Source organism: Eikenella halliae, assembly GCF_001648475.1.
Classification (GTDB): domain Bacteria; phylum Pseudomonadota; class Gammaproteobacteria; order Burkholderiales; family Neisseriaceae; genus Eikenella; species Eikenella halliae.
The window spans coordinates 77,142-100,510 of the sequence record NZ_LXSQ01000020.1 but is presented as its reverse complement, the minus strand read 5'-3'; the positions used below and the strand labels follow the sequence as shown (position 1 = coordinate 100,510).

The 23,369-nt window shown below is 59.3% G+C and carries 20 protein-coding genes and 1 tRNA gene; 6 read left to right on the top strand and 15 right to left on the bottom strand.

Features of this window, described 5'->3' with window-relative positions:
* Nucleotides 1-78: 78 nt before the first annotated feature.
* Nucleotides 79-966, top strand: coding sequence for a lipid A biosynthesis lauroyl acyltransferase (locus A7Q00_RS08230; protein WP_064090078.1), 888 nt, complete (start codon nucleotides 79-81; stop codon nucleotides 964-966).
* Between the two features lie 308 nt (nucleotides 967-1,274).
* Here A7Q00_RS08230 and A7Q00_RS08225 read toward each other — a convergent pair whose 3' ends face one another.
* From A7Q00_RS08225 to A7Q00_RS08195, 7 genes are all read right to left on the bottom strand, one after another.
* Nucleotides 1,275-1,970 (bottom strand): alpha/beta hydrolase-fold protein, encoded by a 696-nt coding sequence (locus tag A7Q00_RS08225; RefSeq protein ID WP_082887799.1) that lies wholly within the window; start codon nucleotides 1,968-1,970, stop codon nucleotides 1,275-1,277.
* Nucleotides 1,971-2,225: 255 nt separating this feature from the next.
* Nucleotides 2,226-2,669: a hypothetical protein gene (locus tag A7Q00_RS13885; RefSeq protein WP_179946221.1), complete on the bottom strand. Its 444-nt coding sequence runs from the start codon at nucleotides 2,667-2,669 to the stop codon at nucleotides 2,226-2,228.
* 486 nt (nucleotides 2,670-3,155) lie between these two features.
* On the bottom strand, nucleotides 3,156-6,854 hold the full coding sequence (locus A7Q00_RS08215; RefSeq protein WP_064090076.1) for a DUF2339 domain-containing protein: 3,699 nt from the start codon (nucleotides 6,852-6,854) through the stop codon (nucleotides 3,156-3,158).
* 229 nt (nucleotides 6,855-7,083) lie between these two features.
* Nucleotides 7,084-7,719, bottom strand: a complete 636-nt coding sequence (purN, locus tag A7Q00_RS08210) for a phosphoribosylglycinamide formyltransferase (RefSeq protein WP_064090075.1) — start codon at nucleotides 7,717-7,719, stop codon at nucleotides 7,084-7,086.
* 283 nt (nucleotides 7,720-8,002) lie between these two features.
* Complete coding sequence (locus A7Q00_RS08205) at nucleotides 8,003-8,590, bottom strand: DUF4189 domain-containing protein (RefSeq protein WP_082887798.1); 588 nt, start codon at nucleotides 8,588-8,590, stop codon at nucleotides 8,003-8,005.
* Nucleotides 8,591-8,757: 167 nt separating this feature from the next.
* The gene (gene murI / locus A7Q00_RS08200; protein WP_003821951.1) at nucleotides 8,758-9,573 is read right to left on the bottom strand and encodes a glutamate racemase; all 816 of its coding nucleotides are present in this window, start codon (nucleotides 9,571-9,573) and stop codon (nucleotides 8,758-8,760) included.
* 114 nt (nucleotides 9,574-9,687) lie between these two features.
* On the bottom strand, nucleotides 9,688-10,167 hold the full coding sequence (locus tag A7Q00_RS08195; protein WP_064090073.1) for an FxsA family protein: 480 nt from the start codon (nucleotides 10,165-10,167) through the stop codon (nucleotides 9,688-9,690).
* 180 nt (nucleotides 10,168-10,347) lie between these two features.
* Here A7Q00_RS08195 and A7Q00_RS08190 point away from each other — a divergent pair, with 180 nt between their 5' ends.
* Complete coding sequence (locus A7Q00_RS08190; protein WP_064090072.1) at nucleotides 10,348-10,755, top strand: nuclear transport factor 2 family protein; 408 nt, start codon at nucleotides 10,348-10,350, stop codon at nucleotides 10,753-10,755.
* 327 nt (nucleotides 10,756-11,082) lie between these two features.
* The gene (locus A7Q00_RS08185; RefSeq protein ID WP_064090071.1) at nucleotides 11,083-11,745 is read left to right on the top strand and encodes a peptidoglycan DD-metalloendopeptidase family protein; all 663 of its coding nucleotides are present in this window, start codon (nucleotides 11,083-11,085) and stop codon (nucleotides 11,743-11,745) included.
* A gap of 104 nt (nucleotides 11,746-11,849) precedes the next feature.
* Here the strand turns inward: A7Q00_RS08185 and A7Q00_RS08180 are convergent, their stop codons facing one another.
* Nucleotides 11,850-12,443 (bottom strand): glutathione S-transferase family protein, encoded by a 594-nt coding sequence (locus A7Q00_RS08180; protein WP_064090070.1) that lies wholly within the window; start codon nucleotides 12,441-12,443, stop codon nucleotides 11,850-11,852.
* Nucleotides 12,444-12,562: 119 nt separating this feature from the next.
* Complete coding sequence (locus A7Q00_RS08175; RefSeq protein WP_064090069.1) at nucleotides 12,563-13,273, bottom strand: helix-turn-helix transcriptional regulator; 711 nt, start codon at nucleotides 13,271-13,273, stop codon at nucleotides 12,563-12,565.
* A 272-nt stretch (nucleotides 13,274-13,545) separates the two neighbouring features.
* Here A7Q00_RS08175 and gloA point away from each other — a divergent pair, with 272 nt between their 5' ends.
* Nucleotides 13,546-13,941: a lactoylglutathione lyase gene (gene gloA / locus A7Q00_RS08170; protein ID WP_064090068.1), complete on the top strand. Its 396-nt coding sequence runs from the start codon at nucleotides 13,546-13,548 to the stop codon at nucleotides 13,939-13,941.
* 285 nt (nucleotides 13,942-14,226) lie between these two features.
* On the opposite strand, the gene A7Q00_RS08165 is transcribed toward gloA, so the two are convergent.
* The 6 genes from A7Q00_RS08165 to A7Q00_RS14310 form a co-directional block, all read right to left on the bottom strand.
* Nucleotides 14,227-14,943 (bottom strand): SDR family oxidoreductase, encoded by a 717-nt coding sequence (locus tag A7Q00_RS08165; RefSeq protein ID WP_064090067.1) that lies wholly within the window; start codon nucleotides 14,941-14,943, stop codon nucleotides 14,227-14,229.
* Between the two features lie 328 nt (nucleotides 14,944-15,271).
* On the bottom strand, nucleotides 15,272-16,771 hold the full coding sequence (gene rng / locus A7Q00_RS08160; RefSeq protein ID WP_156503781.1) for a ribonuclease G: 1,500 nt from the start codon (nucleotides 16,769-16,771) through the stop codon (nucleotides 15,272-15,274).
* Between the two features lie 272 nt (nucleotides 16,772-17,043).
* Nucleotides 17,044-18,345: a tyrosine--tRNA ligase gene (gene tyrS / locus A7Q00_RS08155; RefSeq protein WP_064090066.1), complete on the bottom strand. Its 1,302-nt coding sequence runs from the start codon at nucleotides 18,343-18,345 to the stop codon at nucleotides 17,044-17,046.
* A 152-nt stretch (nucleotides 18,346-18,497) separates the two neighbouring features.
* Nucleotides 18,498-18,574, bottom strand: a tRNA-Pro gene (locus tag A7Q00_RS08150).
* 48 nt (nucleotides 18,575-18,622) lie between these two features.
* The gene (locus tag A7Q00_RS08145; RefSeq protein ID WP_082887797.1) at nucleotides 18,623-19,006 is read right to left on the bottom strand and encodes a hypothetical protein; all 384 of its coding nucleotides are present in this window, start codon (nucleotides 19,004-19,006) and stop codon (nucleotides 18,623-18,625) included.
* Nucleotides 19,003-19,437 (bottom strand): hypothetical protein, encoded by a 435-nt coding sequence (locus tag A7Q00_RS14310; protein WP_425387504.1) that lies wholly within the window; start codon nucleotides 19,435-19,437, stop codon nucleotides 19,003-19,005. The genes A7Q00_RS08145 and A7Q00_RS14310 overlap by 4 nt, the downstream gene beginning before the upstream one ends.
* Nucleotides 19,438-19,477: 40 nt before the next feature.
* Here A7Q00_RS14310 and dinG point away from each other — a divergent pair, with 40 nt between their 5' ends.
* Both dinG and hemE read left to right on the top strand, forming a co-directional pair.
* Entirely contained in the window at nucleotides 19,478-21,613 is a 2,136-nt protein-coding gene (dinG, locus tag A7Q00_RS08135; RefSeq protein WP_064090065.1) for an ATP-dependent DNA helicase DinG, read from the top strand.
* 501 nt (nucleotides 21,614-22,114) lie between these two features.
* Nucleotides 22,115-23,176, top strand: a complete 1,062-nt coding sequence (gene hemE, locus A7Q00_RS08130; protein WP_064090064.1) for a uroporphyrinogen decarboxylase — start codon at nucleotides 22,115-22,117, stop codon at nucleotides 23,174-23,176.
* The last annotated feature ends 193 nt before the right edge of the window (nucleotides 23,177-23,369 follow it).

The following is a 23,369-nucleotide window of genomic DNA, read 5'->3' as shown; positions in this document are numbered from 1 at the left end:
ACCGGCAGATGATTTCAGGTAGCCCTTCCGCCGGCCCGCCGCCGTATCATCCCGACACCCGCCCGATTGCACCCGCCCATGAAAGTCGCCTTTTTCTTTCTTTACCTCATCCAACTTTTGCCCTTCGCCGCCATCCAAAAGCTGGCCGACGCCATCGGCAGCCTCGCCTATTACGCCGTCGTCCCCCGCCGCCGCATCGGCGAAATCAACCTGCGCCTGTGCTTCCCCGAATTAAGCGAAAAACAGCGCAAAACCCTGCTCAAACGCCACTTCCGCCACATGGCCAAACTCATCCTCGAATACGGCCTCTATTGGTATGGCAGCGCCAAACGGCTCAAATCCCTCGTCCGCTACCAAGACAAACATCATCTCGACAACGAGCTCGCCGCCGGGAATAAAGTCATCCTGCTCTATCCCCACTTCACCGCCTTCGAGCTCGCCGTGTACGCGCTCAACCAAGACGTGCCGCTCACCAGCATGTATTCCCACCAGAAAAACCCCGTGCTCGACCAGCAAATCCTGCGCGGCCGCCACCGCTACAACAACGTCTTCCTCATCGGCCGCACCGAAGGCCTGCGCGCCATCATCAAACACCTGCGCGCCGACCCCGCCCCCTTCCTCTACCTGCCCGACCAAGACTTCGGCCGCAAAGATTCCATCTTCGCCGAATTCTTCGGCATCCCCACCGCCACCATCGCCGGCCTGCCCCGCATCGCCGCCCTCACCCAAGCCAAAGTCGTGCCCGCCATCCCCACCCGCCGGCCAAACGGCCATGTTACCCTGCGCTTCTACCCCGCCTGGGACAACTTCCCCAGCGAAGACGTACAAGCCGACGTACAGCGCATGAACGACTTCATTGAAGAGCACGTGCGCGAACAGCCCGAGCAATACTTCTGGCTGCACAAACGCTTCAAAACCCGCCCCGAAGGCAGCCCCGATTTCTACGCTAAACCCAGCCGCGCCTAACCACACAGGCCGCCGGAAAGCAATCTTCCAACGGCCTGTTTCCCCAAAGCTTCCAAGCAAAAAAAGAGGCTACCTGAAATTTTCAGGTAGCCTCTCTCTTATGCGATAGCTCGCTTCGCCGAAACCCCAAATACACTAGAGGCTACCTGAAAACGATGTTTCGGCGCAGCCGAAGCTGAGTTTCTGCGAAGCAGACCGAAGTTTCCGAAGGAACCCGAGTTTCTGCGGGGCTAAAGCAAAGCTCCAACATACTCAAACACGGCACAGCCAGATTTCTGCAAAGCCAAAGCGTTCAGGCAGCCCTATCCCTAATCCCCATTCCCCGCCAGCCAGGCCACTGCCCGGGCCATCCGCCGTGCCACTTCGTTCACATGGCCGCCCGGGTTCAGATCGAATTTTGCTGGCACGCCCCGCTGCCGCCAGCATTCCGCCGTGGCGCGGATATTTTCCTCCACGCAGGCCAGGCGCGGATTCCGGCTGTTTTTCTCCGTATCGCCCACCGAAAAATACGCCCGCTGCGGCGGCGTATGGAAAGCGTGTGCGGCGGCAAACTCCGGCCAGCCGTCAAACCACAGCGAAGCCGACACCGCCGCCAAACGGCTGAACGCGCCGCTGCGGTAGGCCGCATAAGCTGCCAGCAGCCCGCCCAGCGAAAACCCCGCCAGCCCGCGCCACACGGGCTTTATCGCCAATTCCGTCTCCAACTGCGGCAGCAGCTTCTGCTCCAGCATCGCCAAATAAGCATCCGCCCCGCCGCCGAAATCCGCCCCACCCTTAAACGCACGCGGCGCAGACCACGGCGTGAACGAAGCTTCCCAATCCGGCTCGTCCACCGCCGCCAATCGCATCGGCACATCGGGCAGCAAGTCCGCCAGCTCTGTGGCTTCCTGTGGCGACAAAAAAGTAAGCAGCAGCGGGCTTTCCGCACAGCAACCCCCTGCTTCGGCCAGGTAAACAGTTTTTCCGGCTGCCTCAAGTGTTTGGATAGAAAATGGTTTTGGCATACGCTTGTCTTTCCCGATATGAAAAACGAATCATACCGCATGGCACGGCAATAAAGGCTACCTGAAAGCGTCGGCTTCAGCGAAGTTATAGTGAATTAAATTTAAACCAGTACAGCGTTGGCTCGCCTTGCCGTACTATTTGTACTGTCTGCGGCTCGCCGCCTTGTCCTGATTTAAATTTAATCCACTATAAAACGAATCCGGTGAGTTTTGCTGAGCTGAAACGGTTTCAGGTAGCCTTTGCATCAGCCCTGCCTATTGCAAACCGAGTATCGGCTTGAAGGTGTGCTGGATGGCGAGGAAGTCATCAAAGGAGAGCAAGGGGTTATCGTTGAAGATGATGTACACCCCGTCGGCCAGCGGGTGCACATCGGGCACTTTGCCTGCAAGGCGGCGGATGACTTCGTCGCGGCCGTAGCCCAAGGCGGTTTGGCACAGGTCCTTATCCCAATAACAGGCGGGGCTGAGGGTGTAGATGTTGTTGCGGCCATTAGGGGTGATGCCGCGGGCCCTTAAATCGTTGTAGGCGGGAACGATAGAAATAGGAGAACCATCTTCACCAAGAGTGGGAGATTCGTCAGGCCGATATCCCTCTTCATAATACATGCTGTACAAGGCATAGTAATGCTCTCCCAGTCTAGGTTGGAAAATCTCAATTACTTGGGGGAAGTGGGTATATATCACATCATAGAAGTCCACTTGCTTATAGTTTCGCCGAAATCTGTAAAGAATTCGGTCCACTCCTGAGAAGTAGTTATCTTCATTCCTGCCATAATCTACGCGATGGCTATATTCATAGTCTTGAGTAACTTTAGGTGTATCAGGATGGGTATAACGTACATTTGGAATTTGTTGTTCAGCATAAGGTAATTGTAAGTCAGAAAAATCCATTCCTTTTAATCCAAAAGGTGCTCCTATATGACTAAGTTTGCTTAATAAATAGCGATGTATATTTTCAAATGGTTCTGCTATATTCATCGGGCGAAACATTCTAAATGTAAAATAATCTACCTTGCTCATTTTTATTGTCCTCTTACTCTTGTCTTTATTACCTCTGAAAACCATTATTACGGATGAATCGTACTGACGGAAAGGCTACCTGAAAAACCAGCCGCCCCAAAACCCTACCGCAACTGCACCCCCCTCTTCGCCGAATCCTCACTTTTCAGGTAGCCTCCAGTCCCGCTAATCCTCCCCCTCCCTCGGCGGCACGGGCGCAAACCAGCCCACCAGCAGGAGCAGCAGCCCCACGCCGATAAACGACACGATGCGGGCGATGCCGCCGCTGCCGCCCAGTTCCACCGTAAACAGCTTCAACACCACCACGCCCATCAGCCCGGCGCCGGCCATCCAGCGGATGCGCCGCCCCAAGCGGTGGCCGGACACCATCAGGCCGATGGCGGTGGCCGCCCACACGATCGACAGCGCCGCCTGCAGGCCGAAGGAGGCCATGATGCCGTGCAGCGTCCACTCCACGCCCATATAGAAATACCACAGCCGCAGCACCGCGCCGCTCACCAGCGTGAGGCCGAGCAGCACCGAACCGGCCAAGTGCAGCCGCAGGCCGTCGCCTTCCAGCTCGAATTCTTCCTGCCACAAATCAACGCAGCGCAGCCACAGCGCGCCCACCGCCAGCCCGGCCAAATCCATCGGATTGAGCAGCGGCAGGTAGGCGAAGGGCTGCACCGTGCGCGGCTCGAGCGCATTGTTTGCCACCAGCCACATCAGGGCGTAGCCGCCGCACAGCAGCGAGCAGGCGGCCGCATAGGGGCGCAATGCGGCACGCTCCCGTCCCAGATACAGCAGCAGCCACAACGCCAGCGGCAGCGCCAGCCAGCCGATTTGCCCCCACACGCCGCCCAGTATTTCACCGGCAAGGATGCCGCAGAAGGCGGTGGCCGAAGCCGACCACAGCGCAAACGCCGCCATGCCCCAGCCGCGTTCGGTATCGTGCGAACGGAAGCCTTGCAGGCGCAAAATCCACACCAATAGGGCAGCCAAGGCCAGGTGCATGAGGCTACCTGAAAGCGCGTGCGCCACCAAATCGGCACGGCTCAATCTGCTAAACAGCAGCATGGCGTTCGGAATCAGCAGCGGCACCAACACAAGCGCGGCGCGCCTGCCCTGCCGCCAATCGAGCAACCAGGCTGCCGCCGTCCACAACACGAAGGGCAGCGGCAAAGTCCACAACAGGGCGCCGCCAGCCAGGCTTTCCGGCAGATGATGCAGCAGGTTTACCGAAGAGAGTATCGTGCTCAAGAATGCCAGGTCGAGCAGCAGCCAGCCGACAGCTTGGTGCAGCAATAGGCTGAACGGGCGGGCGGTGTCGCGTTGCTGCCTGCTGCGCCTGTTTTTGCTGCGCAGCGGCGCACCGGCTTCGTTTTCAGGTAGCCATGCATCGCCCTGGCGGTGCAAAGCGTAGGCCGCCGCACCCAGCAATATCGCGGCGGCAAAGCAGCAGATGGTGGACAGCCAATCTTCCCCGGCGGACACAACCGCCAACAGCAACAACACCAGCATGCCCCAGCTTGCTGCGGCCACGGCAAACAAGCCGCCGCCGGGCAGCCAGGCGGATTCATCTGCCTCATCGGCCTCTCCGTCTGCCCCGCCTTCATCGGAGGGGCTACCTGAAAGCGCAGCCAGCGGGTCGGGCGCAAACGCATCCTGCAACACCGCCTGCACCCGCACCGCCGCCCAAGCCAATGCGGCCAAAGCTACCATGGCCCAATGGCGCGGCAGGCACATCAGCGGCAGCAGCCCTGCGAGCAGCAGGCCTGCGCCCAAAGCGCCGCGCTGGGCACAGCTTTCCCAATAGGCCGAACCGCGGCAGCGCCAACGCAGCCAGGCGGCATACATGGCCAAACCGGCCGAGGCCGCCGCCAATGTCGGCACCAGCGGGCCGGCAAGCAGCGGCACACTTTCTTCGCTCACAATCTGCCAGCCCAAGTCGCCGCCAAACAGCAATGCGCCCAGCGACAGCGCATACACCGCCACCGCCAAAAACCGCGTGTGCGGCCGCTGCTGGCGCAGGGCAAACACATACACCAGCCCGGCCTCCAGCGACCACAGCGACACCGTGGCCGCCTGCTCGAAGGCCAGCGGCACCGCCAAAGTGGCGAACGAGAGCGAAAGCGCGGCCAAAGCCTGGCGCAACAGCGGAAAATCGCGGCTGCCGGTGAACACTCCGGCCAGCAGGGCATACACCGCGGCAAAACCCAGCGCCGCGCCCGCCGCCCAATGGTCGCCCTCGGGCAGCATATGGTTTTGCAGCACAAATGCCGACACGGCCGAGCCGAACAGCAGCGTGCCGTCTATCGCGCCGATGGTCATGCCGTGGCGCACCAAACTGTCGATCAGTTCGTCCAAATCCGCGTTGTCCGGCACAACCGCCTCATCGGCCTCATCGCGCCGGTGCAGCGCGTAGAGGCAGGCCAAGAGCGTATAGAGCAGCCAATGGAAAATCAGGAACGGCTCGGTGCTGGCGAAATACTCGCCCGTGTATTCCGAAGAACCCCACATCACGGCAATAAACAGGCTGCCGATAAAGCCGATCAGGTTCAAGCTGCGCCAGGTTTTGAAGCGGGCAATCGCCGCCACACCGGTGTTGAGCAGCGCCAGATAAGTGAACAGCACCACATGGCTGCCGCTGCCGTCGCTCACCAAAATCGGCGCGGCCAAACCGCCGATAAGCGCCACCTGCGCCATGATTTTCGCATCCTGCCGCACCGCCAGCGCCGCCATCGCGCACACCAGCCCCACCATCAGCATAAAAGCCGTGCCCGAAGGCAAAAGCGGGTGCAGCTTCACCGCCGCCAGCGTGGTCAGATACATCACCGCCATGCCGAAGCCCTGCAAAATCAGGCCGTATTCGCGGCGGCGGCGTTGCAAAAACCAGCCCGCCACGGCAGCCGCCAAACCCGAGCCCATCACGCCCAGATAGCGCATTTCAATCGGCACATGAATCCGCTCTGAAGCAAAGCGCAGCAGGAACACCAGCCCCAAAAACAGCACCACCACGCCGGTTTTCAGCAGCAGGTTGCCGTGCATCAGCCAATCGATCAGCGGGGCAAACGCACTTTCCTCCTCCCGCTCGGCCGGGCGGGCAACGCGGCGCCGCTGGGCGGATTGATCGGCTGATGCTTGTGCCGCCGCCTGAGCTTGGTTTTGCGCCGCCATCGCTGCTTGAGCCGGAGTGCGGGCAGGCGTTTGGGCGGCGGTTTGCGCCGCCCCCCGTTTGCGGATTCGCACCGTACCCGGGCGGCTGCCCGGCATCACGCTATGTTTCTCAACAGCCGCTTCAGGCTGCCGTACGGCAGGAGCAGGCTGCGCTGCCGGAGCGGGCGGCACCTTTTCCCCCACTGCCGAGGCAGCCGCCGTGAGGCTACCTGAAAATACAGGCGCGGCAGGTTGTTCGAATGTGGATTGGCTAGGTTGGCCAGATTGGGCAGGCAGCGGATGCACCGCCGCTTCTGCCGGTTGGGAATGGGCAGCCAGATGGGCCGATGGGGCCGGGCTGGCTGCCGCAGGGGGAATGGCATCAAACGCAGCAACACTCGGCTGCGCTGCGCCCGAAGCAGCGGAAGTGGGCACGTTCGGGTTGTACGGCCAGCCGCTGAAATCGGGCTGCGGCGCACTGGATGCACTGGGCTGCAGCCCGGCCTGCCCAAGGTGTTGAGGTTCGGCCTGCCCGCTTGCGCGCTGCCCGCCGCCCTCACTTTCAGCCAGCCTTTGCTCCCGCAGGGGCTGGCGGCGGCGCAGCTGTTCTACTTCTTTCTGCAGACGCGACAGCTGCTCGGCCATCTCCTGCTGCTGCATCCTCGTTTGGAACAGCATCACCACAAAAGCACCGAACATCAGCAGCAATAAGGTAACTACAAAAGCCATATCACACCTCGTTTGGGCAGGCAGCCCGCAGGCTACCTGAAAGCGAACACAGCAGGCTTCGCTAAAATAGTTGGATTAGATTGTTTGCTTGGATGGATTATAGCGGCATCTGATGGCGGCGGGGAATGCGGCAAAATGGCCGCCCAAAAATTTTCAGGTAGCCTCTTGAGGAAAGGCTACCTGAAAAGGTTAAACAAGACATTTTGATTTGGACAATATTAAGCTGCCCCTACTTGCCATACGCTCCATTTTGCCCGGCTTCGCCCGCAGTACGCCGGTTATGGACACGTTTGCCACGGATGCTCAGATTACCGGCGGCGAAGTCGGCCACGGCTTGCGGCAGCAGCTGGTGTTCGATTTTCAGCACGCGCGCGGCCAGGGTATCGGCGGTGTCGGAATCGTATACGGGCACGGCGCCTTGGGCGATGATGGGGCCACAATCGAGCTCGGCGGTAACGAAGTGTACGGTGCAGCCCGCGAGGCGGCAGCCTTCGTCGATGGCGCGTTGGTGGGTGTGCAGGCCGGGGAAGGCGGGCAGAAGGGAGGGATGGATGTTGATGAGGCGGCCTTGATAATGCGCGCAAAATTCGCCCGGGAGGATTTTCAGGTAGCCTGCGAGCAGCACGAGGTCGGGCCGATATTGCTCGGCGACTTCGAGCATGGCGCGGTGGAAATCGGCGCGGCTGGCGAAATCGCCGGTGCGGCGAGCGAAGGTGGGGATGCCCTGGGCGGCGGCCCATTGGAGCCCGGCGGCGTCGGGGTTGTCGGAGAGCACGGCGGCGACGCGGACGCCGGGGATATTGGCCTGAACCACGGCCTGCATGTTGCTGCCGCGGCCGGAGATGAAGATGACGATGTTTTTCATGGCGTGGAGTTGCGGAGGGGTTTTGGGATGGTTATCGGTTTAACTTCATTGAAGCTGTGCTTTCAGGTAGCCTTTACGGTTGGAGGCCGCGTGTGTGGCTGCGCCACACACCCTACATTATGCGGGCTACGCTTGCTAGGTTTTAGCTTCGCTGAAACTCACTTCGTTCGTTTTAACTTCGTTGAAGCTACGCTTTCAGGTAGCCTTTGCGCTTGGTAACTGCGGTTTGCAGGTCGGGCATGGATGCCCGACATTGTTTCAATTGGCCGGCGTTTGCGGGGCGTCAATATATGGGCAGGGAACATTCTTCCTGCATAACAAACTCGCAGCCTTTGGCATTTGCGTCGAGGCAGCTCTGCATGGCCTTCAGTGCTGCTTGGCCGCGCTGCGGTGCAAATTCGGCGAACAGCTGTTGGCCTTTGGCATTTACTCCTGTCGTTACGCTGGCGCAGTGGTTGGTGTAGTCAAACATGATTTTGCAGGTGCGGCCGCTTTTGCGGTTGCACGCCTGCAAGGCCATTTGTCTGGCTCTTTGCTTTGAGCTGATGTTGTGGACGGAGGTAAACATGGTTCTGCTGTTCCATTCGCCGTTGGGATTTTCATAATAGGCCACTGCGCCGTAGCGGCTTTCGCGGATCGGCGGCGGGGTGTAGGCCTGGGGTGTCGGCGGGGGTACGTAGATTTGTGGGGGCGCATAGGTTGGCTGGGGATAGGCATTCCGATAGGAATCTTGTGCTTCACCGTAGGTGCTATAAACACCACCATATCCTTGATAACCACACTGCCCTGTTCCTTGGGCAGGATCGCAAGCCCATGCGCCGGAGGCGGTCAGTAACAATAGGGGAAGCAGAAAATAACGTTTGTGCATCATGGTTTTCTCCGTGGGAGGGTTTTGGGGGTTTCAGGCTGCTGCCTTGCTCCGTGCATTGCCGCACAGGCGGGGAGTATCCGGCAGCCACCGTGTTTGGTGCAAGCCCGCTCTGCCCGCTTTCAGGTAGCCTTTGCGGATGGGAGAGGCTACCTGAAAATGAGTTGGCACTAGCCGAGCCGCATCATTTCAATCTGCTCGAGGCTGCGGCCGAGAAAGCGTTCGCCGATGGTTTGGAAGCGCAGGGGAATGTCGCTCACGTAGAAATGGTAGTCGGCGGGGGTTTGGCTGGGGTTGAGCAGGCCGGCCTCGGCAAGGGCGGCGGCGGTGGCTTCGGCAGTGGTGAGCGCGGAATCCACCAGCGCCAGATGCGGGGCTTCGCTTTGCAGCAGGGGTTTGAGCAGGGGGTAGTGGGTGCAGCCGAGCACGAGGGTGTCGATGTCTTCGGCGAGCAGCGGCTTGAGATATTCTCGCACAGTGAGGCGGGTAACTTCGTGCTCAAGCCAGCCTTCTTCTACCAGCGGCACCAGCAGCGGGCAGGCTTGGGAAGGCACGCGCGCCTGCGGGTTTTGCGCGTGGATGGCGCGGGCGTAGGCGTTGGAATTGACGGTGGTGGACGTGGCGATGATGCCGATGCGGCCGTTGCGGCTGGTGGCCAGCGCGGCTTGCGCGCCGGCGGCAATCACGTCGAGCACGGGCATGCCGCCGGCGGTTTGCCGCACTTTGGCACCGGCCACGGCGGCGATGGTGTTGCAGGCAATCACCAGCGCTTTCACGTCGTGCTGCATTAAGAATTCAACGATTTGCGCGGTGTAGGTTTCGATGGTGCTGCGCGATTTCACGCCGTAGGGCACACGGGCGGTGTCGCCGAAATAAACGATGTTTTCGTTGGGCAGCCGCTCCATCAGCGCGCGCACCACGGTGAGCCCGCCGACGCCGGAATCGAATACGCCGATGGGGCGCTGCGTGAGGCTGTTCGGTTTCATGTTGCTGGTTTGCTGTTGCGGGAAAAGGCGTATTGTACACGCGCGGCGGATAAGAAAAAGGCTACCTGAAATCTTTGTCTCGATTTTCAGGTAGCCTTTTGAGGTTAATCAGCCTTATTGCGGCGGCTTGTAATCGTGCTGTTCCAGCAAGCGGGTTTCTTCGCGCTCCTCTTGCGGGCGCACGGTTTCAAACTCGCCGTCGATGATGTCGCCGTCCGCACCGTAGCCGGAAGATCGGAAGTTCTGCCCCATCTGATTTGGCCGCACCGCCGCCGGGCCGCCCTTAATCGGCAGCATCAGCAGCAAGGCCAAAGCAGTGGATACAAAACCGGGCGACATCAACAGCAGCGCCGCCACAATATAACGCAGCGGCCACAGCAATTGGTAAAACGACACCTCGCCCCGGCTATTAAACAGCGATCCGGCCAGCATCACCGAAGAAAAACCCAAGTTGCGCAGCATCACCATCCCAGCCATAAACGACAACACCATCAGCAAAAGCGTGGGCATCCCGCCCAGCCGCTCGGCCACCATCACAATCGAAGCCGCTTCCGCCCCCGCCAGCAGCAAGAGCCAAATTCCAAGGTAACGCATCGTTTTTTCCTTTTCAAACAAAGAAATGATTTTAGCTTCGCAGAAGCTCAACACTAAAGCATCGTTTTAACGAAATTCGTTCCGCTTATTTTAGCGAAATTCGCTCCACTCTTTTTCAGGTAGCCTACAAGCTTCAGCAAGCGTAGCATTCGGTTCTTGCATCCAACACTGGGAAACATCATGACCGCCAAACAAATCTACCGGCAATGGCACGAAGCCGCCAAAAGCCGCAACACCGCTGCCCTGCTCGCCCTGTATCACGAAGCAGCCGAGCTCGAATCGCCGCTGGTGCCCATCATCCTTAATCAAAACAGCGGCGTGCTGCACGGCAAAGCCGAAATCGGCCGCTTCCTCGAAGAAGGCACCCGCCGCCGCCCCAACGAATGGGTGCGCTGGTATCGCAGCGGCCAATACCTTGCCAGCGGCGACCTCCTTGTGTGGGAATACCCGCGCCAAACGCCCGATGGCGAGCAAATCGACATTTTAGAGCTGATGCAGCTCAAAGACGGCCTCATCTGGCGCCACCGCATCTACTGGGGCTGGTTCGGCACGCAGATGCTGATTCAATCGGCGCTATCCAAAGCTTAAATCTTAGGACACAACGGCCATCCCTATATCTGCTCGCCGCACGCAAAATCAAGCGGACAGCAGCAAAGTTTACCGCCGTTTGCAGTTGGCAATCCGGCTAGCTGAACAAGCCAAAACATTAGCTTCAACGCGGTTAAACATTGGTTCCGGCAAGCCCAACCCCATCCAAGGCGGTTGGTGTACGCCCCCTTGCCCGCCCGCCAACCGTTCATTTCCTCCGCTCCACCGCCTAGGCCGTTTTTACAGCAGGCCGCATCCTATAGTATGATAAAGGCATTCTTTATTATTGTTCAGGTAGCCCAGCTGCCCCATCACACGGAGCGCTTCATGAAATTCTCTTCCGCCTGCACCGCCCTCTTTTGCACCACCCTCCTGGCCGCCTGCGCCGGTACATCCTCCGGCGATCAATACTACCGCGTACAGCGCGGCGACACGCTCTACCGCATCAGCCGACGCTTCAACCAACCCGTTTCCCGCCTGATGGCTTGGAACAACCTGAAAAACCCCTCCCAGCTCGAAGTGGGCCAACAATTGCGCGTGGGCAGCGGCAACAGCCGCAGCACGTCCTCCGGCAACACGCACAACCGCACGGTAACGCGCACCGCGGGCGAGCGCCCCAGCGCCGCGCCCAGCAGCCTGCAATGGCCGGCTCGCGGCGAAATCATCACCCAGTTTAATGGTTCTTCCAGCAAAGGCATCGATATTGCGGGCAGCGCCGGCACGCCCGTGAAAGCCGCCGCCCCCGGCCGCGTGAGCTATGTGGGCGAAGGCATCCGCGGCTACGGCAAGCTCGTCCTCATCACCCACACCGGCGGCATGCTCACCGCCTACGCGCACAACAGCCAAATCAGCGTGCGCGAAGGCCAGCAGGTATCCGCCGGGCAAACCATCGCCACCATGGGCAGCAGCGGCACCGACCGCGTGAAACTGCACTTTGAAGTGCGCGTCAACAACCGCGCCGTCAATCCGATGGATTATCTGCCGAAATAAGCATTCTGCAAAAATATCTGCACAAAATGAAGGCTACCTGAAACCCGCTCCGCGCATTGCTGCGAAGCAAAGATTTTCAGGTAGCCTTTTTTCGTGCCAACGTCCTAGTTCTGTGCCGCCTGTGCTGCCGGTCGTTGCAGATGGCGCTGCATATAGCTTGCAAACGGTTCAACGTTTGGCACTACTTGGGTGCGGAACATGCCCCAAGCCAAGAGGCCGGTCAGGTATACATCGAGTGCGCTAAAGTGCTGCCCCACCGCATATTCGCGGCCGTCGGCCAGCAGGGTTTGCAGGGTGTGCAACGCAGTATCGAAATCGCCGTAGCCGATAGCGCGGCGTCGATCTTCGCTCTGCGGCACTTGCTGCCAACGGTCGAGAATGGCGTATTCAAGCTGCGTGCCAAACCACAGCCAGCGGTAGTATTGCCCGCGCTCGGGCGTGCCAGCAGCCGGGATCAGCCGTTTTTCGGGGAAAAGCTCGGCCAGATAGGTGAGGATGGCGGGCAGCTCGGTAATCACTTGCCCCGCGTGTGTAATGGCGGGCACTTTGCCCATCGGGTTGATGGCCAAATAATCCGCTTCTTTGAGCTGCGGGTAATCCAGCGTCACGGTGTCGTAATCCGCGCCGCATTCGGCCAGCATCCAGCGCACATTGTTGCCGCGTGAGGGGTGCACGGTATAGAGGGTGATTTTGCTCATGATTTTTCCTTTTAAAACAGTTAATTGTATCTTCAGGTAGCCTGAAGTGCAGTCATGATACGCCTTGGCTGTGTCAGTTCCTGTCAGCAGCCAAGGCCTTGGCTGAAGCAAAATCAATGTTAGCGGCTCAAATCGAACGCACTCAAATCCAGCCCTTCCTGCTGCCGCCAGCGTTGCAGCAGCAGACGGTGCGGCATGGGATAAGCCGCGCCGATTTGGGCTTGCGTGATGCGGTCGCAGCGGAAATGGCGGAACGCCTGCCGCAACGTGCACCAAGCCGCCAACAGCCGCGCCTCGTCCAAATAGCCCAACGCCACCGGCCACACCGTGCGACTACTGGCCTGCCCCTGCAAATCCGTATAGCTGAAGCTGAGCGCCGTTTTCTCCCGCAAAGCCTGCCGCACCAGTGCCAACACCTGCCCTTCGCCGCTCCCATACGACGTGCCGCCCATCGGGTACACCGCATGCGCCGCTGCCTGCTCGGCCAAGCGTGCGGGCAACACCGCGTGCACCTTGCCCAACACCGAACGCGCCGCCTCGGCCATTTCGCCATCGGCATGCGCCGCCGCCCAACGCATACCCAACATCAATGCCTCCAGCTCGTTTTCGCTAAACATCAGCGGCGGCAGATTGCAATCCTGCTGCAACACAAAGCCCACGCCCGCTTCCCCGTCTATCACCGCGCCCTGATGGCGCAGCGTGTCGATGTCGCGGTATACCGAGCGCACGCTGATGCACAGCTCCTGCGCCAGCAGCCGCGCGCTTTTCGGATGGCGGCTGGTGCGCAAAAGCTGCAAGAGTTTGAGCAGGCGGTCGGTACGGTTGGGCATGGTGGGTCTCCGGACGGGTTTCAGGTAGCCTGGCGGTTTGAATGGCAGGCTACCTGAAAATAGATTGGATGCGCATTAAGCACGGGGCAAGGCATCATCTAGTATGCTGATGCTGCCTCGCTAAAATAGTGATGATACCGCGTTTGCAAACCACCGCGACAAGCGGCTGACTAAAATCCGGCTCCATCGTTTTCAGGCCGCCCCAAGCTCCTCAGCCCGCCGCGAACCTGCTACAATCCGCTTTCCTAGCAAACACCTACCAAGGACAAACCATGCGAATCCTCCATACCATGTTGCGCGTCGGCAACCTCGAAACTTCCCTCGCCTTCTACCAAGAAGTGCTCGGCATGAAACTCCTGCGCCGCAAAGACTACCCCGACGGCCGCTTCACCCTCGCCTTCGTCGGCTACGGCAGCGAAGACGAAACCGCCGTGCTCGAGCTCACCCACAACTGGGATACCGCCAGCTACGACCTCGGCAACGCCTTCGGCCACATCGCCATCGAAGTGGAAGACGCCTACGCCGCCTGCGATGCCGTACGCGCCAAAGGCGGCAAAGTGGTGCGCGAAGCCGGCCCGATGAAACACGGCAGCACCGTTATCGCCTTCGTGGAAGACCCGGATGGCTACAAAATCGAATTCATCCAAAAACACGGCCGCGCAGATTAAAGCCCCGGCCAAGCAAGATAGCAGGCCGCAAACAAACAAGCACGCAAGGCGAAGCCCGCTATTTTGCTTATCGAAAAGGCTACCTGAACATTTTCAGGTAGCCTTTTCGATATGTTTGATTGAATGGTTTCAATCGGTTATTGGTACGGCGGATTGAAGGTAAGGACGGGCAAGGCGGCAGGGCAAGATGACACTAGTGCAAAAGTTCAGCCGGTTTGCAGGCAACAGCCGAGCGCATGGACAACACCGTCGGTTTCCGGAATGCCCGCCGGTTGGCCAGGCTGACTAAAGATACACAATCTCGCCGCTGCGGCCTTTGCTTTCCCCGCTCATCCAGTATACGAACTCGGGGGCAAGTTCGCTTAATTCGCGCCGCTCGCTGCGGGACTCGCCGGGATGGGTTTTCATGCGCTGCGGGGAATTAATGGGGCCGGGCACGAGCACGTTGGCGCGCAGGTTGGGAAAACGCGACCATTCGTCGGCAGCCACTTTGCACAAGTAATTCAAAGCGGCTTTAGAAGCGCCGAAACCGCCCCAATAGGCCTGCGGGGTTTCGCCGTGGCTCTCGCCGATAAAGGCCACGGAGGCATCTTCGGCCGCCTGCAGCATGGGCAGGCAGGCGCGGGTGAGCGCCATGGGGGCGACGGTGTTGATGCGGTATTGGTTCACCCACTCGGCCACGGTTTGGAATTCCAGCGGCGAGAGCGCGTAAAAATAGGCGGCGCTGTGAATGATGCCGTTGAGGCGGCCGCCGGTGGCTTCGGCCACGGCTTTGGCCAGGCGTTCGTATTCCTGCTCTTCGGCGGCCAGCAGGTCGAACACCACGGCGAAGGGCTCGGGGCAGCCGTCGGAAACGATGGCGTCGTACACTTTTTCCAGCTTTTTCTGGCTCCTGCCCACCAATACCACGGTGGCGCCGGCTTCGGCACAGGCGCGGGCGGCTTCGGCGCCGAGGCCTTGCGAGGCGCCGGTAATCAGGATGACTCTATCTTGCAGTTTCATGCGTTTCCTTTCTGGCGGGCAAACGGGGCGGCTTTGGCTTGCGGAAGCTTTCCCTGCTGGTCAGGATGTGTTTGTTTCCAAGGGGCGTATATTTTCAGGTAGCCCGAGGAACACCTGAGGCTACCTGAAAATATACGGCCAATCAACTCCATGCCCGATACGGCATCGCCCGCTGCAAGCCTGCCTATTAAGAAATCCACGGCAACCGGCTCTGTTGCAGGCTGCCTAAAACCTTGCAGAATCAGCCCGTCCGGGCGATTGGCAGGCTACCTGAAAATTGAATGCCGCCGGGCATCGCGCTTTTAAACCTTCTGCCTAGCCCGTCCCGTCAAAGCAGCACGATATCGAACTGCTCCTGCGTATAACTGCTCTCCACCATCAGGGAAACGGGTTTGCCGATAAAATCAATCAGCAGCGCAAGCGACTGCGATTCTTCGTCTAAAAACAAATCGATAACGGCCGGCGCGGCGAGGATGCGGAATTCGCGGGCATCGAAGCGGCGGGATTCGCGCACGATTTCGCGTTGGATTTCGTAGCACACGGTTTGCGGGGTTTTCAGGTAGCCCCTGCCCTGGCAGGTGGGGCAAGGTTCGCACAGGATGTGGTTGAGGTTTTCGCGCGAACGTTTGCGGGTGAGCTCCACCAGCCCCAGGCTGGTGAAGCCGTTGAGGGTAACTCGGGTGCGGTCGAAGCGCAGGGCTTTGGCCATCTCGCCCAATACGGCCTGGCGGTGCTCTTCGCTCACCATATCGATGAAATCCACAATAATCATGCCGCCGAGGTTGCGCAGGCGCAGCTCGCGGGCGATGGCGTGGCAGGCATCGAGGTTGGTTTTGAAGATGGTTTCGTCGAAATTGCGCGCTCCTACGAAGCCGCCGGTGTTCACGTCGATGGTGGTCATGGCTTCGGTACTCTCGATAATCAGGTAGCCGCCGAAGTTCAAATCCACACGCGGCTTGAGCGACTGGTTGATTTCCTGCTCCACATGATGGAGCTCGAACAAGGGTTTTTCGCCCTGATAGTGTTGGATGCACTCCACCGCGCCCTGTACGTATTGCCGGGCAAACTCCTGCATCAGGCGGTAATTATTGGCGGAATCGACGAAGATTTTCTGGGTGTTGCCGTTGAACATATCGCGCAGTACGCGCAGGCTCAGGGGCAAATCCTGATACAGCATGGTTTCGGCCGGGCTGGTTTTGGAGCGGGCGAGGATGTCTTGCCACAGCTTGGACAGGTAGTCGATGTCGGCCTGCAATTCTTCGTCGCGGGCGGTCTCCGCGCTGGTGCGGATGATGTAGCCGCCGGCATTTTCGGGCAGCAGGGCTTTGAGGCGGGCACGCAATTCGTTGCGTTCTTCTTCGTCTTCAATGCGCTGGGAAATGCCAATGTGGTCGTCTTGCGGCAGATACACGAGAAAGCGGCCAGCCAGGGAAATTTGGGTGGAAAGGCGCGCGCCTTTGCTGTTAATCGGGTCTTTAATCACCTGCACCAGGATGGTTTGCCCTTCAAACAGCATGTGTTCGATGCGCTGGGTTTCCTCCGGCTTCTGCCGCTGTTCGAGCACGTCCACGATGTGCAAAAAGGCGGCGCGCTCCAAGCCGATGTCGATAAAGGCGCTCTGCATGCCGGGCAGCACGCGCTTGACCACGCCCAAATAAATATTGCCCACCAGCCCGTGGCCGCTGTTGCGGTCGATGTGCAGTTCGCACACTTTGTTTTCTTCCAGCAGCGCCACGCGGGTTTCCTGCGGCGTTACGTTCACCAAAATGGTTTCCGGCGGGCGGGAGGCCTCGTCGGCCAGCCGGATTGGGTTGATTGCCTGTATCATGTTTAGCTTTCTGATTTCAATTAGATTTTGCAGAACAAGCTGATGATCTGCCTGTTCTGCAAAATCTACTGTTTGCCGGCCGGCCAGAGGCAGAATCATACGATGAAAACGACCTTGCCGACAACCTGAATACCAGCCGGGAAAACGGTTTCAGCCAGCCTCTATCCTGAGAAAACATGTTGTGTTTTCAAGGCACAAATCTAAAAACAAGGCTACCTGAAAATCCGGCCTGGGCGGCTGGGTTTTCAGGTAGCCTTTGGTTTTCATTCAACTCATTGCCACACCAAAAGCGCGTGGTTACGTTTGCCGCGTCGCACGATGGTGTATTTACCGAAGCGTTTGTGTGCGTCGGTCAGCAGATAGGCATCGTCGGGGCGTTCGGCGGCATGGTTCGGATTGTTCAATTCGGCGGCTTGGCCGTTGAGCAATACCGCTTTGCTGTTCACAAAACCGCGCGCTTCTTTGTTGGAGGAAGCCAAACCGGTTTTCACCAAGGCCTCCACCACATTGAGGCTACCTGAAACTTCAAACGCGGGCAGGCCGTCGAGGGCGAGTTGTTCGAAGTCGCTTTCGGTCAGGCTGCTTTGGTCTTCGGCAAACAGGCTCTCGGTAATGCGCTGCGCGGCTTGCAGGGCAGTTTCACCGTGAATCAGGCGGGTCATTTCTTCGGCGAGGATACGTTGCGCTTCGGGCTTGGTACCGCTGGCTTTGTCTTTAGCTTCGATGGCGGCGATTTCTTCAATAGACAGGAAGGTGAAGTATTTCAGGAATTTATATACATCAGCGTCAGCCACCTTCAGCCAGAACTGGTAGAACTGATACGGCGAGGTTTTCTTCGCATTCAGCCATACCGCGCCGCCTTCGGTTTTGCCGAATTTGGTGCCGTCGGATTTGGTGACCAGCGGCAGGGTCAGGCCGAATACTTGTTTTTGGTTCAAACGGCGGGTCAGGTCGATGCCGTTGGTAATGTTGCCCCATTGGTCGGAACCGCCAATCTGCAGCGTTGCACCGTGGCGTTTGTTCAGCTCGGCAAAGTCGTAGCTTTGCAGCAGCGTGTAGGCGAACTCGGTGAAGGAAATGCCCACGTCGTCGCGCTCGATACGCTGTTTGACGGACTCCTTGTTCAGCATAGCGTTCACAGAAAAATGCTTACCGATGTCGCGCAGGAAGTCGAGGCAGTTCATGCTGCCGAACCAGTCGGCGTTGTTCGCCATGATGGCGGCGTTTTCGCCTTCAAAGCTCAAAAACGGTTTCAGCTGGTTGCGGATGCTTTCCACCCAGCCGGCAACGGTTTCGGCGGAATTCAAGCTGCGCTCCACCGCTTTGAAGCTGGGGTCGCCGATCATGCCGGTCGCACCGCCCACCAAAGCAATCGGCGTATGCCCCGCCTGTTGGAAACGGCGCAAGGCCAATACGGGCAGCAAGTGGCCGATATGCAGGCTGTCGGCAGTCGGGTCGAAACCGCAGTAGAGGGCGATTTTCTGTTCGTTCAACAACGTGCTCAAAGCTTCGATGTCGGTGGTTTGCGCGATCAGGCCGCGCGCTTGCAGGTCTTGGATAAGAGAGGCGGTCATAACGGATTTCTTTGCAATAACTGGATGGATTGGGAAATATTCAGCCTGGCCGAAACCTAAGTTTCAGGTAGCCTTTTAAGACCGAGAGCGGCACAGCGTTTGTGCCGCACCAAAACAAAAAGACTTGGCAGCACCAAGTCTTTTTGAAAAGCTGGTCGGAATGAGAGGATTCGAACCTCCGACCCCTTCGTCCCGAACGAAGTGCGCTACCAGACTGCGCTACATTCCGAAAGAAGGCGCATTATAAGCCCGGTGGCGGCGTTTAGCAAGCATCATCTCAACACTTTTCGCGCCAACCCGCCCGCTTCCCGGCGCGTGCCGCCTGCACCCGAGCGGCAAAATACAGCGCTGCCGCCGCACCGGCCATGTCTGCCGCCGCATCACGCCAATCGGCCTGCCGCGATGCCGTGAGCGTGCCTTGCGCCCACTCGCTGCCCGCAGCCAGCACCAGCGCCACCAGCAGCAAAGCTTGCCACGGCACAGGCCGCCGCAGCAGCAAAAACACTTTAGCCAGCAGCCAAAATTGGCCGAAAAACAAAGCCGCGTGCACCACTTTATCGAAATGGGCAAACGGCAGCGGCGCGTTGCCGCCCTGATGCAGCAGCAGCGCATACATCATGCCCGCAAACCACAAAACGCTCAGCCACAGCCAACGGTTCACGTCCGGTGCTCCTCAAGCCAGTCGGCACACATCATCGCCAGCCGCACAAACCGCCCGCCGCGCTCGTCCAGCACCGCCTGCCACTGCTCCACTTCCTCTGCCGAAGGCGCTTCGTCCAAACTGCATTCGTTGAGCCAAAAATCCAGCGTTTCTGCCGCCGCACCCACGGTTTCGGTGCGGAAAAATTCCAAGAGTTCAGACATTTCACTCTCCAGCTGTTTGATGGTTGATGCGGCGGATTGTACTTGCCTTTCATTCTGCACGCCATCGGGTTTCAGGTAGCCTTTATCGCGCAACAGGCTACCTGAAAGTTTATAGCCTTCTCCGTGAAGGATATGGCGTTGTCTTATTTTGGTTTTGGAACACCTATGCCTTCTCTGCCCTGCCCTATATTTTTCAGGTAGCCTCCACTCCCGCCCAAGCCCTCCCATAATCTTCTATAATACCCGCTTCTTTCCTGCCGCCACCGCCATGCTCACCGATTTAGAAAAAGACGCCATCCGCCGCCACTACCAAGCCATCAGCGAAAACCTGCCCCATTTCCGCCCGCGCAAAGCGCAGCGTGAAATGCTGGCCGCCGTGGCCAACACCCTGTCGCGTACACTGGAAAAGGCCGACGGCGAAGAACCGCCCAAGCGTGAGGGCGAGAGCATCGCCGTAATCGAAGGGCCCACCGGCGTGGGCAAAAGCCTGGCCTATCTTTTAGCCGGCGGCATCATGGCGCAAACGCGCGGCAAGCGGCTGGTGGTATCCAGCGCCACCGTGGCGCTGCAAGAGCAGCTGGTGGGGCGCGATTTGCCGTTTTTGGTGGAAAAAAGCGGGCTCGAGCTCACCTTTGCCCTGGCCAAAGGGCGCGGCCGCTACCTCTGCCCCTACAAGCTCTACCAGCTCACCCAAAGCCAGGCACAGCAAAGCCTGGCCGGCTTCGACACCCCGCAAATCCTGTGGGACAGCAAACCCAAGCCCGAAGAAATCCAAACCCTGCGCGAGCTGGCCGACGCCTTCGCCGAACGCCGCTTCAACGGCGACCGTGACACCTGGCCGGAGAAAATCGACGATACCCTCTGGCTCAAGGTAAACAACGACAACTACGGCTGCCTCAAAGCCGCCTGCCCCAACCGCCCAGAATGCCCCTTCTACCTTGCCCGCGACACGCTCGAAACCGTGGATGTGGTGGTGAGCAACCACGATTTGCTCATGGTGGACATCGGCATGGGCGGCGGCGTGATCCTGCCCGCGCCCGAACACAGCTTCTACTGCATCGACGAAGCGCACCACCTGCCCAAAAAAGCGCTCAACCAGTTTGCCGCCGAGCATTCGCTGAACCAAGCCGTGTGGGCGCTGGAAAAACTGCCGCAAATCACCGACAAAATCGCCGCCGTGGCCGACAAAGCCGAGCTGGCCAACCTGGCCGACGAGGCCGCCGCCGCCCTGCTCGACAGCCTCTACGAATGGCAGTTCCACCTCGGCGACACCCCCGAGCTCGCCTACAACGACAGCGGCCGCGATCCGCAATGGCTGTGGCAAGACGGCCAAATCCCCGAAGGGCTCGCCCTGCTCGTATCCAACACCGCCGCCGCCGCGCAAAGCCTCTACAAACACGCCAACGGCCTCAACGACGCCCTCGCCGCCGCCCGCCGCGAAAAAGACAGCGACAGCGCCCAAATCGACCGCCTCAGCAGCGAATTCGGCATCTTCCGAGCCCGCATCGAGCAAATCAGCGCCGTGTGGGACTTGCTCGCCACCGAGCCCGTGGGCGATGCCCCGCCGCTGGCCAAATGGATCGAATGCAGCCACAACAGCGACAAAACCGACTACTCCTTCCACGTCTCCCCCGTGAGCGCCGCCGCCATGCTCGCCGCCGGCCTGTGGCGCCGCGCCGCCGGTGCCATCCTCACCTCCGCCACCCTGCAATCGCTCGGCAGCTTCGACCATTTATTGAAACAAACCGGCCTGCAATGGCTACCTGAAACCACCACCCTCGCGCTGGAAAGCCCCTTCAACTTCCCCACCCAAGGCGAGCTCTACATCCCGCCCGTGGCCGCCAGCCCCAAGCAGGCCGACGCCCACACCGCCGAAATCGCCGAATGGCTGCCCAAGCTCATCAGCCCCGAAGAAGCCGTCGGCACCCTCGTTTTGTTCTCCTCGCGCAAACAGATGCAAGACGTGGCCTTAAGGCTACCTGAAAGCCACCTGCCCCTATTGCTCATCCAAGGCGACCTGCCCAAAGCCATCCTGCTCGAACGCCACCGCCAAGCCATCGCCGAAGGCCGCGCCAGCATCCTGTTCGGGCTCGACAGCTTCGCCGAAGGCCTCGACCTGCCCGGCAGCGACTGCGCCCACGTCATCATCGCCAAACTGCCCTTCACCATGCCCGACCACCCCATCGAAAAAACCCGCAGCCGCTGGATAGAGCAGCGCGGCGGCAACCCCTTCATGGAAATCACCGTGCCCGAAGCCGGCATCAAACTCACCCAAGCCGTAGGCCGCCTCATCCGCACCGAACACGACTACGGCCGCGTCACCATCCTAGACAACCGCATCCTCACCGCCCGCTACGGCAAACAACTCCTCGCCTGCCTGCCCCCGTTCAAACGCATCGGCTGAGCCGAGACACAATAAAGGCTACCTGAAATTTCAGGTAGCCCGTAGATACCCTCCTCCCCGTCAAGAATCCCACAGATCGGATTCTTAAATCCTACTTTCCCAATAGCCACGCATAGATTGGATTAAAGGCTACCTGAAAGTGAAGTTCCCGCGAGACTAAATTTTAACTTTGCGGAAACTTAGCTTCCTTTAGAAACTTCGGTTCGCTCCGCAGAAACTCAGCTTCCTTCGGAAACTTCGTTTTCAGGTAGCCTTTGCTTTCGGAGCGTGCCGGATTCTCGAGTCCACCTTTCCCGAACCGTATCACTCAAGTTGGCTTAGCTACAGGCGCAACCCAACACAAAGGCTGAAAATGCCGGATTTGATCCCCAATCCACATCCAGCAAACCTGTGCACGGTAAAAGGCTACCTGAAAACCGATAGCTGGTTTTCAGGTGGCCCCAATTCCCCGCCCCGCCTGTGCTATGATTCGCCTCCCATCCACACCACACAAACCCCACCATGACCACCCTGCAAAACGACACCTTCCTGCGCGCCCTCGCCAAACAGCCCGTTTCCCACACCCCCGTGTGGCTCATGCGCCAGGCCGGGCGCTACCTGCCCGAATACCGCGCCGTACGCGCCCGTGCAGGCGGCTTTTTGGATTTGTGCAAAAACACCGAACTGGCGACTGAAGTAACCCTCCAGCCCATCGACCGCTTCGGCCTCGACGCCGCCATCCTCTTTTCCGACATCCTCACCGTGCCCGACGCCATGGGCTTGGGCCTCTATTTTGCCGAAGGCGAAGGCCCCAAGTTTGCCTGCCCGCTGCAAAGCGAAGCCGACATTGCCGCGCTGCAAGTGCCCGATATGGCCAAACTGCGCTATGTGTTCGACGCCGTTTCCTCCATCCGCCGCGCGCTGAACGGCCGCGTGCCGCTGATCGGCTTTGCCGGCAGCCCCTTCACCCTCGCCTGCTATATGGTGGAAGGCGGCGGCAGCAAAGAATTCCGCCAAATCAAAACCCTGCTCTACCGCCGCCCCGAGCTGCTGCACCGCATCCTCAACATCACCGCCCAAGCCGTAACCGCCTATCTGAACGAACAAATCGCCGCAGGCGCCCAAGCCGTGCAGATTTTCGATACCTGGGGCGGCCTGCTTTCCGACGCCGCTTTCCCCGCGTTCAGCCTGGCCTATATGCGCCAAATCATCGGCGGCCTCACCCGCGAACACGAAGGCCGCCGCGTGCCCGTTATCCTGTTTACCAAAGGCGGCGGCCAATGGCTCGAACTGATGGCCGAAAGCGGCGCCGACGCGCTTGGCCTGGATTGGACGGTAAACCTCGGCCAGGCAAGGCAGCGCGTGGGCAGCCAAGTGGCGCTGCAGGGCAACTTCGACCCCGCCGCCCTGTTCGGCACGCCTGAATCCGTCCGCGCCGAAGTGCGCCGTATTTTGCACAGCTACGGCGAAGGCAGCGGCCACATCTTCAACCTCGGCCACGGCATCAGCCAACACACCGACCCGGAAAACGTACAGGCACTGGTGGATGCCGTGCGCGAATATTCCGCCCGGCCAAGTATTTAGAGAAAGCAAAGGCTACCTGAAAAATTCAGCTCTGCAGAAACCCTACTATGTGATGCTTGAGCTGTATTTTCAGGTAGTCTTTTGCCGATAATGGCCGAAGCAAACCCCTACAAACAATATGCAAAAAGCGGAAATTGCCTTGTTTCAATCTTTATTTATATAATGCTGGCTAATGTGGATTATTTGCAGGTTT

Bases quoted from the DNA above. Each gene is read 5' to 3' on its own strand.
- A7Q00_RS08230 (WP_064090078.1), top strand. From the start codon at position 79: ATGAAAGTCGCCTTTTTCTTTCTTTACCTCATCCAACTTTTGCCCTTC.
- A7Q00_RS08225 (WP_082887799.1), bottom strand. From the start codon at position 1,970: ATGCCAAAACCATTTTCTATCCAAACACTTGAGGCAGCCGGAAAAACT.
- A7Q00_RS08215 (WP_064090076.1), bottom strand. From the start codon at position 6,854: ATGGCTTTTGTAGTTACCTTATTGCTGCTGATGTTCGGTGCTTTTGTG.
- purN (WP_064090075.1), bottom strand. From the start codon at position 7,719: ATGAAAAACATCGTCATCTTCATCTCCGGCCGCGGCAGCAACATGCAG.
- A7Q00_RS08205 (WP_082887798.1), bottom strand. From the start codon at position 8,590: ATGATGCACAAACGTTATTTTCTGCTTCCCCTATTGTTACTGACCGCC.
- murI (WP_003821951.1), bottom strand. From the start codon at position 9,573: ATGAAACCGAACAGCCTCACGCAGCGCCCCATCGGCGTATTCGATTCC.
- A7Q00_RS08195 (WP_064090073.1), bottom strand. From the start codon at position 10,167: ATGCGTTACCTTGGAATTTGGCTCTTGCTGCTGGCGGGGGCGGAAGCG.
- A7Q00_RS08190 (WP_064090072.1), top strand. From the start codon at position 10,348: ATGACCGCCAAACAAATCTACCGGCAATGGCACGAAGCCGCCAAAAGC.
- A7Q00_RS08185 (WP_064090071.1), top strand. From the start codon at position 11,083: ATGAAATTCTCTTCCGCCTGCACCGCCCTCTTTTGCACCACCCTCCTG.
- A7Q00_RS08180 (WP_064090070.1), bottom strand. From the start codon at position 12,443: ATGAGCAAAATCACCCTCTATACCGTGCACCCCTCACGCGGCAACAAT.
- A7Q00_RS08175 (WP_064090069.1), bottom strand. From the start codon at position 13,273: ATGCCCAACCGTACCGACCGCCTGCTCAAACTCTTGCAGCTTTTGCGC.
- gloA (WP_064090068.1), top strand. From the start codon at position 13,546: ATGCGAATCCTCCATACCATGTTGCGCGTCGGCAACCTCGAAACTTCC.
- A7Q00_RS08165 (WP_064090067.1), bottom strand. From the start codon at position 14,943: ATGAAACTGCAAGATAGAGTCATCCTGATTACCGGCGCCTCGCAAGGC.
- rng (WP_156503781.1), bottom strand. From the start codon at position 16,771: ATGATACAGGCAATCAACCCAATCCGGCTGGCCGACGAGGCCTCCCGC.
- tyrS (WP_064090066.1), bottom strand. From the start codon at position 18,345: ATGACCGCCTCTCTTATCCAAGACCTGCAAGCGCGCGGCCTGATCGCG.
- A7Q00_RS14310 (WP_425387504.1), bottom strand. From the start codon at position 19,437: ATGGGAGGGCTTGGGCGGGAGTGGAGGCTACCTGAAAAATATAGGGCA.
- dinG (WP_064090065.1), top strand. From the start codon at position 19,478: ATGCTCACCGATTTAGAAAAAGACGCCATCCGCCGCCACTACCAAGCC.
- hemE (WP_064090064.1), top strand. From the start codon at position 22,115: ATGACCACCCTGCAAAACGACACCTTCCTGCGCGCCCTCGCCAAACAG.